The sequence below is a fragment of the Pseudarthrobacter oxydans genome (assembly GCF_013314975.1).
GTDB lineage: Bacteria > Actinomycetota > Actinomycetes > Actinomycetales > Micrococcaceae > Arthrobacter > Arthrobacter oxydans.
In genome coordinates, this window is the sequence record NZ_JABTYH010000001.1 from 231,577 (window position 1) to 246,462 (window position 14,886).

The window sequence follows — 14,886 nt, forward strand, 5'->3', positions numbered from 1 at the left end:
ATGAGTGTAATCCGCCCCGCAACCCGGCAAGACGTACCCGCGATCCTTCGGATGATCCACGAACTGGCGCACTACGAAAAGGAGCCGGACGCCGTCCGGAACACACCGGAAATGCTCCAGGAAGTGCTGTTCGGCGAGAACCCGCGCGTGTTCGCAGCAATGGCGGAAAACGAGGCAGGGGAAGTCCAGGGTTTCGCACTCTGGTTCCTGAACTATTCCACCTGGGAAGGCGTGCACGGCATCTACCTGGAGGACCTCTACGTCAGCCCGGAGGCCCGCGGCGAAGGGCACGGAAAGGCCCTGCTCCAGCACCTTGCAGCCACCGCCGTGGACAACGGATACGCCAGGGTGGAATGGAGCGTCCTGGACTGGAACGAGCCCTCCATCAACTTCTACCGCAGCCTGGGTGCCAGGCCCATGGACGGCTGGTCCACGTTCCGGCTCACCGGCCAGGCGCTCGAACAGTTCGGCAGTGCCGTCCCGGCCCGCGCCAATGGCTGACGCACGGATGCCGGCTCCGGCCGGCCCGACGGTCCGGGTCCAGCACGAGGTAAGGGCACGGCACGAGTTCCGTGGCATGCGCACCGCTGAACACTTCTTCAGGGTGCCGCTGGACCACTTCGGCGGCTCCCCCGGCGGCGAAACCATCACCGTTTTTGCCCGGGAGTACGTCTCGGCCGCGCACTCCGAGGAACAGGCTGCGGAGCTTCCGTGGCTGCTTTTCCTCCAGGGCGGCCCGGGCGGCCGGGGCAACAGGTTCGGATCCCTGGGCGGCTGGAGCAAGGCGGCCGCGAGGGACTTCCGAATCCTGATGCTGGACCAGCGGGGCACCGGCCTCTCCTCGCCCATTGACCGCACCACGCTTCCGCTGCGCGGACCGGCCGCGGCCCAGGCAGCCTACCTGGAACATTTCCGGGCCGATTCCATCGTGGCCGACGCCGAGCTGGTCCGGGATGCCCTGGGGGCGGACCCGTGGACGGTGTACGGGCAGAGCTACGGCGGCTTTTGTGCCCTGACCTACCTGTCCTTTGCCCCGCAGGGCCTTCGGGAAGTACTGGTCACCGGCGGCCTTGCGCCCCTGGCCGGCCCGGCCGACGACGTCTACCGCGCCACATTCCAGCGGGTGGCCGCCCGGAACGCCGAGTACTTCGCCTGGTACCCGGAGGACCGTGCCGCGGTTGAACGGATTGCCCGCCACCTGCGGCACACCACGGAATACCTGCCCGACGGCGGTCCGCTCACCGTGGAGCGCTTCCAGATGGTGGGGGCTTTCCTCGGCGGCAACACCAGGGTGGACAGCCTGCACCACCTGCTGGAGGATGCGTTCACGGAAACCGCCGCAGGCCCACGGCTTTCCGACGCCTTCCTGGACCAGTTGCAGGGCATCGTGTCCCGCCGCTCCAATCCCCTCTACGCGCTGATGCACGAGTCCATCTACGGCCAGGGGCAGGCCACCGGCTGGGCGGCCTGGCGCGTCCTGGACGAGTATCCGGAATTCAAGCCTGACGCGGAGCCGCTGCTCCTGACCGGCGAAATGGTCTATCCCTGGTATTTCGAGCAGGACCCGGCCCTTCAGCCCCTCCGGGGGGTGGCGGAACTGCTGGCCGCCAAAGATGACTGGAAACAGCTCTACGATCGCGGGCAGCTGGCAGCCAACACGGTTCCGGTGGCCGCCGCCGTCTACTCGGACGATATCTATGTGGACCGGAAACTGTCCCTGGAAACGGCGTCCGCCGTCCGCGGGCTGCAGGTGTGGGAGTCGGGGGACTTCCACCATGACGGCATCGCCGACGACGGGGAAGGGATCTTCGCCCGGCTCCTGGGCATGGCACGGTCAGGCGGCCGCTGACTGCCGCCGCCCGGCCATGACGGTCATGAACGCGGCGGCCAGGACAGCTGCGCCCACGGCACCTCCCAGGAGGTTGAGCCCCAGGTAGCCCGTCCAGCTGAGGACCAGGCCGGACACTGCCCCGCCCACGGCGCCGGCAGCACCCATCAGCATGTCGGAAACGCCCTGGACCGCAACCCGCGACTCCTGCGCCACGCTTTCGGCCAGCAGCGTGGAGCCGGACACGGTGGCCGCGGACCAGCCCAGGCCCAGCAGGACCAGGCCCACGGCCACGGCCGCCGTGGATGCCTGGCCGAACCCGGCAACAGCAACGGCCGCAATCAGCAGGGTGAAACCGATCATGATGGTCTGGGCCCTGCCTGCCTTGTCCGTCAGCCAGCCCATTACCGGTGACAGGGCGAACATTCCGGCGATGTGCAGCGAGATGGTGAACCCGATGATCACCAGTACATCACCGGACGCCGTGTGGCCTGCGTGGCTGGCGCCCGGCCCCTCCACCAGTTCCTGCAGGTGCAGGGGCGTCATGGACATCACGCCCACCATCACGGCGTGGGCTCCGACGACGGCGGCCACGGCAAGGAGCGCGGTCCGGGAACCCCGGATGGCGCGCAGTCCCCGGGCCAGTGTCCCGCCGTCGTGCGCGCCCTCTCCGGCAGGGCCGGTGCCTGGACGGCCTGCCAGCCGCGGCGCCGGCGCCTGCTCCACAGCCTGCGCGTCCTGCAAGCCCGTACGGGCCTGCTGCGCGGCCAGTTCTCTGGCGAGCAGCAGCGGGTCCGGCCGAAGCCCAACAAAGAGCAGGGCAGCTGCCAGGAGCAGGCCCGCACCGGAAATCACGAAGGGCCCGGCGACCGGCGGAAGACCCAGGGCCTGGCCCACCACGGTGCCGGGCTGGATCAGGTTGGGTCCGGTGACGGCGCCGATGGTGACGGCCCAGACCACCGTTGACAGGGCCAGGCCACGGTGTTCGGGGTCGGCAAGGTCCACTGCCGCGAACCGCGCCTGCAGGCTGGCCGCGCTGCCCACTCCGATGCCGGCGGCCCCCAGCACCAGCAGGACGAAGAGGCCGGACACCACCGCGAGCACCATCAGCACCGCACCCGCCAGGGCCGCGGACAGCCCGGCTACCTGACCGATCCGGCGTCCCCGGCGGTCTGCCAGGGCGGCCAGGGGCAGTGCTGCCAGCGCCGCTCCCAGCGTCATGACCGTGGCCACGGCACCTGCCCAGGCACTGGACCCTGACAGCTCGACGGCGAGGATCGACCCGATGGACACCGTGGCGCCGGTACCAATGCCGCCAAAAACCTGGGCCGTGCCCAGCAGCGCCACGGTGCGCCGCTGCACCTTGCGCACGCCTTGCTCGGTTATCAGGATTGGACCCATGCACCGAGCATAGTCCCCGCCGCGCGGCATGGCGGGGACGGTTTAAAGCAGTCAATCCCGGCCGCACGGCGGCCGGGATTGACTGCTGGTACTGAGAGGAAAGCGCTACTCGGCGTCGCTGTGGCTCTTCCGGATGTCCTCTTCAAGGCGCGGGTCCAGGTGCGCTTCCTTGGCCTTGGAGCTGACCAGGCTGGCGATCACGGCGATCACGATGGTGCCAACGATCACTGCCAGGGACACGAACGTGGGGATTTCGGGAGCCCATTCAATGTGCTGGCCGCCGTTGATGAACGGCAGTTCGTTCACGTGCATTGCATGGAGGACCAGCTTGACCCCGATGAAGGCCAGGATGAAGGACAGCGCGTGCTTCAGGTAGATCAGGCGGTTCATCAGGCCGCCGAGCAGGAAGTACAGCTGGCGCAGGCCCATCAGGGCAAACAGGTTGGCCGTGAACACGATGAACGGGCTCTGGGTGAGGCCGAAGATCGCGGGGATGGAGTCGACAGCGAAGAGCAGGTCCGTGAGGCCGATGGTGATGAACACGATCAGCATCGGGGTGAAGACCTTCTTGCCGTCCACGGTGGTGCGCAGCTTGCCGCCGTCGAACTTCTCCGACATGGGGATGACCTTGCGGATCTTGGCGATGAGCGGGTTTTCCCGGTCTTCTTCGTCTTCGCCCTCGTCCTGGGCCTGCTTCCAGGCAGTCCACAGCAGGAACGCGCCGAAGATGTAGAACACCCAGCTGAACTGCTCAATCACGATGGCGCCGAGCAGGATGAAGATTCCGCGCAGGATCAGGGCGATGATGATGCCCACCATCAGCACTTCCTGCTGGTACTTCCGGGGCACGGAGAAGCGGGCCATGATGATGATGAAGACAAACAGGTTGTCGATGCTGAGGCTGTATTCAGTCACCCAGCCGGCGACGAACTGGCCGCCGTATTCCGGGCCGGTGAAGGCAAACATGGCCCCGGCGAACACCAGGGCGAGGCTGACGTAAAACGCTACCCACAGTCCGGCTTCCTTCATGGAAGGTTCATGGGGACGCCGGACCACCAAAAGAAGGTCGATCAGGAGAATCAGGCCGAGGACGACAAGTGAGCCGACTTCGAACCACACGGGCAATTCGAGCACAGGGTAGCCTTTCGCAGGGTACAGAGATGCGGTGTAAGTCTCTCCGGCCTGCCTGTGCACTTGGTGCTGAATTGGCGGCCCGCTACGCCCGGCCGGGCAACTATGCCCTGCGTGTTGACGATCGTAGCGCTCGGGATACTCCCCTACGTGACCTTAACTGTACCGCAGTCCCCCGGGCTCCCCGTCCCCGTTACCTTTGTGTCAGGCGTGCCCGGCGGCCTGCATCTGCCGCAGCTCCTTCTTCAGCTCGCTCACTTCGTCCCTGATCCTGGCTGCCACCTCGAACTGCAGTTCGGCGGCAGCGCCGTGCATCTGCTCCGTCAGCTGTTCGATCAGCCCCACCAGGTCCTCCGCCGGTGCTGCTGCGAGGCCGTCGGAGCGCACCTGCGCGGCACCCTTGGCCGCGGACTTCCGCTTGCCGCCCTTGGCCAGCCGGCTGTTGTTGAGAAGCTCCTGGGTGTCGGCGTCTTCCTTGGCCAGTTGGTCGGTGATGTCGGCAATCTTCTTCCGCAGCGGCTGCGGGTCCACCCCGTGCTCGGTGTTGTAGGCCACCTGGATGGCGCGGCGCCGGTTCGTCTCGTCGATGGCGTGTGCCATGGAGTCCGTGATGCGGTCGGCGTACATGTGCACCTGGCCCGAGACGTTCCGGGCCGCGCGGCCGATGGTCTGGATCAGTGAGGTTGAGGAGCGCAGGAAGCCTTCCTTGTCCGCGTCCAGGATGCTGACCAGGGACACTTCCGGGAGGTCCAGGCCTTCGCGCAGCAGGTTGATGCCCACCAGGACGTCGAACTTGCCCATCCGGAGTTCGCGCAGCAGTTCAACGCGCCGCAGGGTGTCCACATCGGAGTGGAGGTACTCCACCTTGATGCCGTGGCCCAGGAGGTAGTCGGTGAGGTCCTCGGCCATCCGTTTGGTCAGGGTGGTCACCAGGATCCGCTCGTCCTTGGCGGTACGGGTTTTGATCTCCCCCAGCAGGTCATCGATCTGGCCCTTGGTGGGCTTGACCACCACCTCGGGATCGATGAGCCCGGTGGGCCTGATGATCTGCTGGACGAACCCGTCGGCCTTGCCGAGCTCGTACTTGCCGGGGGTGGCCGACAGGTAGACGGTCTGGCCGACGCGCTGGAGGAATTCATCCCATTTCAGCGGCCTGTTGTCCATGGCTGACGGCAGCCGGAAGCCAAAGTCCACCAGGTTGCGCTTGCGGGACATGTCGCCCTCGTACATCGCTCCGATCTGCGGGATGGTCACGTGGGATTCGTCCACCACCAGCAGGAAGTCGTCCGGGAAGTAGTCGAGGAGGCAGTGCGGCGCCGTGCCGGGGGCGCGGCCGTCAATGTGCGAGGAATAGTTTTCGATGCCGTTGCAGAAGCCCATCTGCTGCATCATTTCGAGGTCGTAGTTGGTCCGCATGCGGAGCCGCTGCGCCTCCACCAGCTTGTTCTGGCCCTCCAGCACCTTCAGCCTGTCCGCCAGCTCGTCCTCAATCCGCTTGATGGCCCTGGACATGCGCTCGGGCCCGGCCACGTAATGGGAGGCGGGGAAGACGTACATTTCCTCTTCGTCCCGGATCACCTCGCCGGTGAGCGGGTGGAGCGTGTGGATGTTCTCGATCTCGTCACCGAAGAACTCGATCCGGATAGCCAGTTCCTCGTACATCGGGATGATCTCCACGGTGTCTCCCCGGACCCGGAACGTGCCCCGGTGGAAGTCCATGTCATTGCGGGCGTACTGCATGGACACGAACTTCCGGAGGAGGTCGTCCCGGTTCATTTCCGCGCCCTTGCGGAGCGTGACCATGCCGGCGATGTATTCCTCCGGCGTGCCCAGGCCGTAAATGCAGGACACCGTGGCCACGACGATCACGTCCCGCCGGGTCAGAAGGGCGTTGGTGGCGGAGTGGCGGAGCCTCTCAACTTCCTCGTTGATGGAGGAGTCCTTCTCGATGAAGGTGTCCGTCTGCGCCACATACGCCTCGGGCTGGTAGTAGTCGTAGTAGGACACGAAGTATTCCACCGCGTTGTTGGGCAGCAGTTCACGGAATTCGTTGGCCAGCTGTGCCGCGAGGGTCTTGTTCTGGACCATCACCAGGGTGGGGCGCTGGACCTGTTCGATCAGCCAGGCCGTGGTGGCGCTCTTACCGGTACCTGTGGCGCCGAGAAGCACCACGTCCTTCTCGCCGTTCTTGATGCGCTCCGTCAGTTCGGCAATGGCGGCGGGTTGATCGCCCGCGGGCTTGAATTCGCTGATGACCTCAAAGGGCGCCACAACACGGTTGATATCCTGCGCAAGGCTCATGGATCTAATCTACAACCGGGCACCGACACTAAGAGCGCGCGTCCGTTACGGGCGAACAGCTCCGGTCCGCGGCACGGCTTTCAGGACGCGTACGACGGCGGCGCCCACCCGGTCGCGTCGGCCCAGGCGGTCATCAGGGGCCATGCAACGTCCGTGAACCACGGTTCCTTGGCCTCCGCATATGCCCTTGTACCCGCCTGGCCGGCGAAGCGTGCCGCAAGGTCTGCCTTGTGCCCTGCGTAAAGGGTGCGCGCGGACGGGTTGGCCCGCAGCCAGTCCCGGAACATCAGGGCATAGCGCCATCCGGGTGAGCCGGCAACGCGGACGTGGATGTTGACCGGACGCGCGGGGTCCGCGTTGGCGTGGAACCGTTTCTGCCACTGCCCGGGATCCGGTGCGCCCGGTTTGGGCGTGTCGGACCCGGCACCGGGCACCCGGGGAAACCCGGCTGCCGCCAGCCGGGGTGCGGCAGTGTCTGCTGCGTCCATTCCCGAAACGGCGACCTGCAGGTCTATGACGTCCTTGGCGGCCAGGCCGGGGACGGACGTGGAGCCAATGTGGTCCACCGCCAGGATGAGCCCGTGGGCAGCGGTCTTCAGCCTTGCCGAGATCCGGGCTGCGTCCCTGGCCCATTCCTCCCGATACGGTTCCAGGACAGGTCCGCAGTTCCTCACAGCGCGCGTGCCTGCGGCGAGGTTGCGGGCGAAGGGCACCAGCCGGTCGTCCCAGAGCCCGTCCACCTGGTCCAGCAGGTGCTGCACGCTGCCGGAATTGTCCAGGACGACGTCGGCCGCAGCCAGCCGTTCGTTCCGGGTTGCCTGCGCGGCCATCCGCTGCAGTGCGGCCTCGCGCGTCATCCCGCGGTGCTCCAGCATCCGCCGGAGCCGCACGTCGTCTGGCGCGTCCACTACCACCACCAGATGGAAGTCGCTCCCCTGCCCGGTTTCCACCAGCAAGGGGATGTCCTGCACCACAACGGCATCTTCTGCCGCAGCCGCCACAATGTCGGCGGCCCGTGCACGGACCAATGGGTGGACAATCCCGTTGAGGGCCGCGAGCCGCTCTGGGCTGCCGAACACCAGCGCGCCGAGTGTGGGGCGGTCCAACCGGCCGTCGGGGCCAAGGACATCTCCGCCAAACTCCGACACAACGCGGTCCAGGCCTTCGGTGCCGGGCTCCACCACTTCACGGGCCAACGCATCAGCATCCACAAGCACCGCGCCGCGTTCTTCCAGGCGTGCGGCAACCACTGACTTTCCGGAGGCGATGCCGCCCGTCAACCCGATCTTGAGCATCACACCACCCTATTCCCCCAGGCCCGGGTCCAGGCGCGCGTCCTGAAGCTGCCAGCCACCTGGCGGCTGCCTTGGGAAGGGTTTTCGGGGTGCAACACCAGCACCAACGCCCTGCCCGGGGCGACCAGCTGGCCAATTGCCTGGTATCCCTGAACAGGGCGCGGATTTCTGTTACCGGCCCGGCGCGTCAACAGCCACTCACATCAGCCCTCCTTTCCCAGACCTAACGGTCGACTGCCGAGCGGCTTGGGATCTGCGAATTCATTCTCCTAATACATATGGCCCAGGGCGTATTGATTGGCCGTGATCCGGGAGCTGGCGCCAAGAAAATCGCCACGCTCCTGCAGGCTGCGGATTTCCTCTTCACTGTAAGGCGCGCCTGCCGGGCCCATCTGCAGTTCGTTTCCGCCATTCGGCGACATCACAGACGCGTGTGCGGGCGCGGCAATCACTGCTCCTGAAAAACCGGCTGCGGCAACGGTTGCGATGGAAAGGAACACCCTTGTCTTTTTGGCTCCGCCAGAATGCTTGCCATTCCCGGACTCAAGCGCGGCCAGGTGGGTTGTCGTAAATGTGAACAATGTACTGCCCCTTTCTTGCGGTGCCACCCATGATGAATGGCAGGGTTTTCCTGACCGTATTCGGTGCAGGCTTGCGCCGGCTGCGGCGAAGAATCCATTCAGATAAACCAGCGTTGGGTTGCTAATACGTTTCTAAGAAGTGCTTCCGGGCTGGAGTTCCCTGCTGGTCCCATGTCCTGGTTTTCCAAGAATCCTGCAGACGCCTTAATTGACTCTTAATGCCTTGGCCACGCCGGGGACGCGTTGGCAACCCCTGGCTTGCCGGGCCATGGGACCCTGGGCCTAGACTTGGGCGGGTGCAAGGGGAAGAGAGCAGGGCCACCAGCTACACCACACTGGCCGCGGGCTCCGATTTCCGCCATGAGCTGGAGATCAAGCGTTCCCGGTTCATCACGGTGCTGCGCCGGGCAGACAGCGAGGACGCTGCCCGGGACTTGGTGGCAGGCCTCCGCCGCGAGTTCCACGACGCCCGGCACCACTGCTCGGCGTTCATCATCGGACCCGACCGGGACATCCAGCGCTCCAATGACGACGGCGAACCGTCCGGAACAGCAGGCATTCCCATGCTGGAAGCTTTGGCCAAGAGGGAGACGGCGCCGGGGGCGGCCGACCTCAGCGACGTAAGCGCCGTCGTCGTCCGTTACTTCGGCGGTGTCCTGCTCGGAGCGGGCGGACTGGTGCGGGCATACTCCGAGTCCGTGTCCTCGGCCCTTAACCTCGTGCCGCTGGTCCGCCGCAGCCGCCTGCGGATCTGCTCGGTGGAAGTGCCGCACGCCGCAGCCGGGAAGCTCGAAAACGACCTGCGGGCCGCAAACCTGGTGATGGCCGGAACCAGCTACGGAGCCCGGCACACCGTCCTGCAGGTGGCGGTGCCGGACAACGCCGGCGCCATAGCGGACGCCGCGGAGCGGGTGCAGTTGCTGACTGCCGGCAGTGCCTTGCTGGAGGCGAAGGGAACGGAGTGGGTGGATGTCCCCTTCCCCTGAGGTGTCCTTGGTGGACGTGGATGAGGATGTGCTGGACAGGCTCCTTGCTTTGGCTAAACGCGATGCCTCCCCCGATGAGGTGGCTCCCCCGCTGGGCGGACCCGGCTGGAATCCCGAGCGGACGGCCTGGTTCTTCGGGCTTCACCGCGCCGCCGCCTACGGTTTGGACGGCCTCGCCGGGGAGAAGACGTGGGGTATTCTCGCCGATGGCAGCCTCGCCGGATCCATCCGGCTGCGGCGCATCCCGTCCGGCACCGCGGAATCCGGACCCGCCGGAGCGGTGGCCGATACGGGTATCTGGCTTGGCCGGAGCTTTCGGTCCCGGGGCGTTGGCGCCGCCGCGTTGCGCCTGGTGCTGGAGGAGGCGCGAAGGGCGGGACTTTCCCGGGTCACTGCCCGCACCCTTGCGGGAAACGTCGGCGCCCAGCGCATTCTGGCCTCAGCCGGGGCCGTCCTGACGCACGACGACGACGGGACGGTCCGCGCCGTCGTCGAACTTTAAGGCGCGCTGGGTGACGCCCCACGCGCGGTGGCCGGCATTTTGCTTAAAGCAACAGACCCCCTGCCTTGTGGCAGGGGGTCTGTTGCTGTGGCCCGGAAAAGCCGGGCCGGGGGGGCAATTAGTTGCCGGTCAGCTTCTCGCGCAGGGCGGCGAGAGCCTCGTCGGATGCAAGCGTGCCTGCACCGGCGTTGGACTCAGCAGCCGGCTCCGAGGAGTAGCTGGTGGTGCCGGAATCGCTGTCACCGGACGTTGCAGCAGCAGCGTCGTCGGCAGCGTGCTGGGCAACCTGCTTCTTGTGGGCTTCCCAGCGGGTCTGGGCGTCAGCGTACTGCTGCTCCCAGGCGGCGCGCTGGTTCTCGTAGCCTTCAAGCCACTCGTTGGACTCGGGATCGAAGCCCTCGGGGTACTTGTAGTTGCCCTCTTCGTCGTACTCTGCGGCCATGCCGTACAGAGCCGGATCGAATTCGGTGCTGTCGGCGTCGACGCCCTCGTTGGCCTGCTTGAGGGACAGCGAGATGCGGCGGCGTTCCAGGTCGATGTCGATGACCTTGACGAACAGCTCGTCGCCAACGGAGACGACCTGCTCGGCCAGCTCCACGTGGCGGACAGCCAGCTCGGAGATGTGGACCAGGCCTTCGATGCCGTCTTCGACGCGGACGAACGCACCGAACGGAACCAGCTTGGTGACCTTACCCGGAACAACCTGGCCGAGGGCGTGGGTGCGGGCGAAGGTCTGCCACGGATCTTCCTGCGTAGCCTTGAGCGACAGGGAAACGCGCTCGCGGTCCAGGTCGACCTCAAGAACCTCGACGGTGACTTCCTGGCCAACTTCGACGACCTCGGACGGGTGGTCGATGTGCTTCCAGGACAGCTCGGAAACGTGAACCAGGCCGTCTACGCCGCCCAGGTCCACGAAGGCACCGAAGTTGACGATGGAGGAAACGACGCCGGGACGGACCTGGCCCTTTTCCAGCTTGTTGAGGAACGTGGAGCGGACCTCGGACTGGGTCTGCTCGAGCCATGCACGGCGGGACAGAACAACGTTGTTGCGGTTCTTGTCCAGCTCGATGATCTTGGCTTCGATCTGCTGGCCGATGTACGGAGCCAGGTCGCGCACACGGCGCATCTCGACGAGGGATGCGGGCAGGAAGCCGCGCAGGCCGATGTCGAGGATAAGACCACCCTTGACGACCTCGATGACGGTACCGGTGACAACACCGTCTTCTTCCTTGACCTTCTCGATGTCGCCCCAGGCACGCTCGTACTGAGCGCGCTTCTTGGAGAGGATCAGGCGGCCTTCTTTGTCTTCCTTGGTGAGCACCAGGGCTTCGACCTGATCGCCAACGGAGACGACGTCTCCGGGATCAACGTCGTGCTTGATGGACAGCTCGCGGGAGGGGATGACACCTTCGGTCTTGTAACCGATGTCGAGCAGGACTTCATCGCGGTCGACCTTGACGACGGTACCTTCGACGAGGTCTCCGTCGTTGAAGTACTTGATGGTGGCGTCGACTGCTGCGAGGAAGTCCTCAGCGGTACCGATGTCGTTAATGGCGACTACGGGGGTACCGGGCTTCTCGGTGGAGGTGATGGTCATGTAGTAGGGGCTCCGTTGTGGATAGTTAGTCGGTCAGGCAAACCGGCGCGCCCGCGTTATGGAACGCAGGCGCGATTCGCGGTGAATCCGACGGATCCTCCGGGTCATCCTGATTTTTTGTGGATTACTGTGGCATGGACTGCAAAGGCACACGCAGTACACGCCCGTTTATTCTAGTCGCTGCCCGCAACAGGGGTCAAAGCGGCGCCCCCGCGTGAGCCCGTCCCTGCGGCTCAGAAGTGGGTGAGGCAGTGCGTTGCCCGTTCCACCGCGAACATCTGCCGTGCTTTCAGGGTGGCGCCGGGGGTGTTTTCGGTGATCCGCCCTGCCGCGGCCAGCGTGACAGGACACACCCCGCCCAGGTAGATCGAGGACAGGGCGGAGACATCCAGCGCCAGGTCCGCCTGGGCGGTGTCCGGCAGGCGCTCGACGGCGGCCTGGCCGCCGTCGACGTCCAGGGCGTACTTCCCTGCCGTCAGGCCGAGCGGGTCCGCAATGCCGAAAACAAGCCGGCCATCCGCCGGGTAGTGCCGGGCTTCCAGCGCCTTGCGGGCATCGAGGATGCGGAGCCACAGCATGTCCCGACTGTCCGACGAATCGATGCAGCGAGGATCGTCGAGTGCCCATGCCAGGGGGTCGTCAACCGGCGCCTCGTCCCATGAAACGCGTTCCACGAGGTCAATGGCGCCAAGGAACTGCCACAGTTCCAGGTAGGCGTCATGGCCCGCCGCCACCAGGTCCACGACCTCCACGGTGTAGGGCTCCGTGTCCCAGCCCAGGAACTTGTAGGAGACGTAGCCGTCAATGTCGCCGCCCGGGCCGTAGTGGAGCGCGACTTTGATTGCCGGGTCCTCCTTGCCGTCACGGCCCAGGGACCCTGAGGCCAACTGCCGGTACCAGTCCTGCCTGCCCATGGACCCGGGGGTAAGCCGGTGCACCCGCTCGAAGACCTCCGGGGCCAGGCGCAGCAGCGCTTTGGGATCGGCAACCTCGACGCTTCCGGCAGGCAGGTGGCGGAGGTTGAAGCGCGCAGTGGTGTCCACCTTGACGGAGCGCTCAAAGCTGGCCACGCCGTACCCGAAGCGGCCGTAGATAGTGCCTTCCGAGGCGGTAAGGGCGGCCATGGCGATGCCGTCATCCTTGGCGAGGCGCAGGTCCTCGCTCATCATCGCCCGCAGGAGGCCCCGCCGCCGGTGCGACGTGCGCACCGTCACCGATGTGACCATCTGGGATTCGAGCATCCGGCCAAATCCGATATTGAGGGTCTTGCGGAAGGTGGCGAAGGTGGCCACCGGCACCGTTGCCGGCAGGGAGGACGGCGCCACCGCCCCAGTCTGGTAGACGCCGGTGAGCACCCGGCGGTCGGCTTCGTACGTGGCGAGCGATTTTGCCACGTGCTCCGGAGTCCTGGTGGATTCATGGAAGCCGAAGGACACGGCACGGGACCAGGCTTCCGCCTCCGCGTACCCGTCCTTGCCCTCGGAGACAGCACCGAAGCGCCGGATTTCATAGTTGCCACTCAGTTCAGCCACGGATACGAGCCTAGTCATGGCCGGCGGCCTTCACCAGTCACCCACGCGCCACGGCCGCAGCACCGCCGCAGGCACCCGCCATCGGGATCCTGTTCAACTTCGGCCGCAGCATCCTGGGCCAATGTGCAGTGCGCTGCCAGCCCAGTGGGTCTAAGTTGGAGCAGGACGTGACGTGCTTCACATGCGTGGGACACGCGGTCTGGACCCACGTGACATTTCTGCCCGCAGTACCTGACCCTAGCGAGGACACATGCAAGTTTCTCAAGCAGAACAAACACCGGACGCATCCCTGCTGAAAGTCCTGGGCAACTGGGATGCCCTGGCGCTCGGATTCGGAGCCATGATCGGCTTCGGCTGGGTGGTCCTCACCGGCGGCTGGATCGCGTCAGCCGGGACCATGGGGGCCGTCCTGGCCATGATCACCGGTGGCGCCATCATGGGCGTGGTGGGTCTCACCTACGCCGAGCTGACCGCGGCCATGCCGAAGGCGGGTGGTGAACACAACTTCCTGCTCCGCGGAATGGGCCCACGGTGGTCCTTCATCGGCTCCTGGGCCATCACCGGCGGGTACATCACCATCGTTGCCTTTGAGGCCGTGGCGCTGCCCCGGACTGCGCAATACCTCTTCCCGAACCTCAGCCAGATCCCCCTGTGGGAAGTGGCCGGCTATCAGGTGCACCTGACCTGGGCGCTGGTGGGGGCTGTCGCAGCGGTCGTGATCACCGGAATCAACATCCTCGGGGTGAAGCTTGCCGGTGTTGCCCAGACGTTCGTAGTGGTTTTCCTGCTGGTCATTGGCCTGATGCTGGTGTTCGGTTCCTTCGTTGGAGGTTCGGCGAAGAACATGGAGCCCTTCTTCACGGGCGGCCTGAACGGCTACTTCGCCGTCCTGGTGGTGGTTCCGTTCCTGTTCGTGGGCTTCGACGTCATCCCGCAGTCAGCCGAAGAAGTGGACATTCCGGCACGGCAGATAGGCAGGCTCGTCGTCGTCGCCGTCATCCTCGCAACGATCTGGTACGTCATGACGGTCCTGACCACGTCCTCGGCGATGCCCGCGGGCGAGATAGCACAGGCGGACATTGCAACAGCCGATGCCATGGGTGCGCTGTTCGGCAGTGACGTGATGGCCAAGATCCTGATTGCCGGTGGAATCGCGGGAATCCTGACCTCCTGGAACTCGCTGCTCCTGGGTGCCTCGCGCCTGATGTTCTCGATGGCACGGTCCGGGATGCTGCCCGCGTGGTTCGCCAAACTGCATCCGAAGTACCGCACGCCGGTCAACGCGCTCCTGTTCATCGGCGTGCTGTCCTTTGTTGCGCCGTTCTTCGGCGTATCGATGCTCGGCTGGCTTGTGGATTCGGGAGCGCCCAGCATCGTTATCGCCTACATCCTGGTCTCTGTGGTGTTCGTGATCCTGCGCCGGCGCGAGCCCGGGATGGACCGCCCGCTCCGCGTGGGCGGCCAGGGCAACGGCGGCATCATGATCGGCGTTGCCGCGGTGGTTCTCTGCCTGGGACTGCTTAGCCTCTACATGCCGGGCATGCCCGCAGCCCTCACCCCGCCGCCGTGGATCCTGTTCGGCCTCTGGTGGATGCTCGGGGCGGTCCTGCTGTTCCGCATCCCGTCCGGCATCGCTCCCGGCGAGGACGCTGAGCACGACCTGCTGGAGCGGCTGAGGCAGCGGCGGGAGGCAACAAGGAACAGCTGACGGCAGGCCCTGCCCTGCGGCAGG

General features: G+C 65.8%; 12 protein-coding genes. 5 read left to right on the forward strand and 7 right to left on the reverse strand.

Features of this window, described 5'->3' with window-relative positions:
• Together HTS88_RS01055 and HTS88_RS01060 are read left to right on the forward strand one after the other, a co-directional pair.
• Nucleotides 1-501 carry a GNAT family N-acetyltransferase gene (locus HTS88_RS01055; RefSeq protein ID WP_174174600.1) on the forward strand — a complete coding sequence of 167 codons (501 nt, stop codon included), beginning with the start codon at nt 1-3 and terminating at the stop codon, nt 499-501.
• Nucleotides 494-1,849 (forward strand): alpha/beta fold hydrolase, encoded by a 1,356-nt coding sequence (locus HTS88_RS01060; protein WP_174174602.1) that lies wholly within the window; start codon nt 494-496, stop codon nt 1,847-1,849. The genes HTS88_RS01055 and HTS88_RS01060 overlap by 8 nt, the downstream gene beginning before the upstream one ends.
• Here HTS88_RS01060 and HTS88_RS01065 read toward each other — a convergent pair.
• The 5 genes from HTS88_RS01065 to HTS88_RS01085 all read right to left on the reverse strand — a co-directional run bounded on the left by HTS88_RS01065 (nt 1,835) and on the right by HTS88_RS01085 (nt 8,537).
• Nucleotides 1,835-3,229 (reverse strand): MFS transporter, encoded by a 1,395-nt coding sequence (locus HTS88_RS01065; RefSeq protein WP_174174604.1) that lies wholly within the window; start codon nt 3,227-3,229, stop codon nt 1,835-1,837. The two genes, HTS88_RS01060 and HTS88_RS01065, sit on opposite strands and share 15 nt — an antisense overlap.
• A gap of 105 nt (nt 3,230-3,334) precedes the next feature.
• Complete coding sequence (locus HTS88_RS01070; protein ID WP_174174606.1) at nt 3,335-4,363, reverse strand: TerC family protein; 1,029 nt, start codon at nt 4,361-4,363, stop codon at nt 3,335-3,337.
• Between the two features lie 201 nt (nt 4,364-4,564).
• Nucleotides 4,565-6,661, reverse strand: coding sequence for an excinuclease ABC subunit UvrB (gene uvrB, locus HTS88_RS01075; protein ID WP_104187347.1), 2,097 nt, complete (start codon nt 6,659-6,661; stop codon nt 4,565-4,567).
• Nucleotides 6,662-6,741: 80 nt separating this feature from the next.
• Nucleotides 6,742-7,956 (reverse strand): dephospho-CoA kinase, encoded by a 1,215-nt coding sequence (gene coaE / locus HTS88_RS01080; protein WP_174174608.1) that lies wholly within the window; start codon nt 7,954-7,956, stop codon nt 6,742-6,744.
• Between the two features lie 269 nt (nt 7,957-8,225).
• Complete coding sequence (locus HTS88_RS01085; RefSeq protein WP_174174610.1) at nt 8,226-8,537, reverse strand: hypothetical protein; 312 nt, start codon at nt 8,535-8,537, stop codon at nt 8,226-8,228.
• Between the two features lie 296 nt (nt 8,538-8,833).
• Here HTS88_RS01085 and HTS88_RS01090 point away from each other — a divergent pair, with 296 nt between their 5' ends.
• Nucleotides 8,834-9,523: an IMPACT family protein gene (locus HTS88_RS01090; RefSeq protein WP_343044856.1), complete on the forward strand. Its 690-nt coding sequence runs from the start codon at nt 8,834-8,836 to the stop codon at nt 9,521-9,523.
• Entirely contained in the window at nt 9,507-10,025 is a 519-nt protein-coding gene (locus HTS88_RS01095; RefSeq protein ID WP_174174614.1) for a GNAT family N-acetyltransferase, read from the forward strand. The genes HTS88_RS01090 and HTS88_RS01095 overlap by 17 nt, the downstream gene beginning before the upstream one ends.
• A gap of 118 nt (nt 10,026-10,143) precedes the next feature.
• On the opposite strand, the gene rpsA is transcribed toward HTS88_RS01095, so the two are convergent.
• Together rpsA and HTS88_RS01105 are read right to left on the reverse strand one after the other, a co-directional pair.
• Entirely contained in the window at nt 10,144-11,622 is a 1,479-nt protein-coding gene (gene rpsA, locus HTS88_RS01100; protein WP_013600871.1) for a 30S ribosomal protein S1, read from the reverse strand.
• 233 nt (nt 11,623-11,855) lie between these two features.
• Nucleotides 11,856-13,172, reverse strand: coding sequence for a GNAT family N-acetyltransferase (locus HTS88_RS01105; protein ID WP_174174616.1), 1,317 nt, complete (start codon nt 13,170-13,172; stop codon nt 11,856-11,858).
• Between the two features lie 232 nt (nt 13,173-13,404).
• Here HTS88_RS01105 and HTS88_RS01110 point away from each other — a divergent pair, with 232 nt between their 5' ends.
• Nucleotides 13,405-14,862, forward strand: a complete 1,458-nt coding sequence (locus HTS88_RS01110) for an APC family permease (protein ID WP_174174618.1) — start codon at nt 13,405-13,407, stop codon at nt 14,860-14,862.
• The last annotated feature ends 24 nt before the right edge of the window (nt 14,863-14,886 follow it).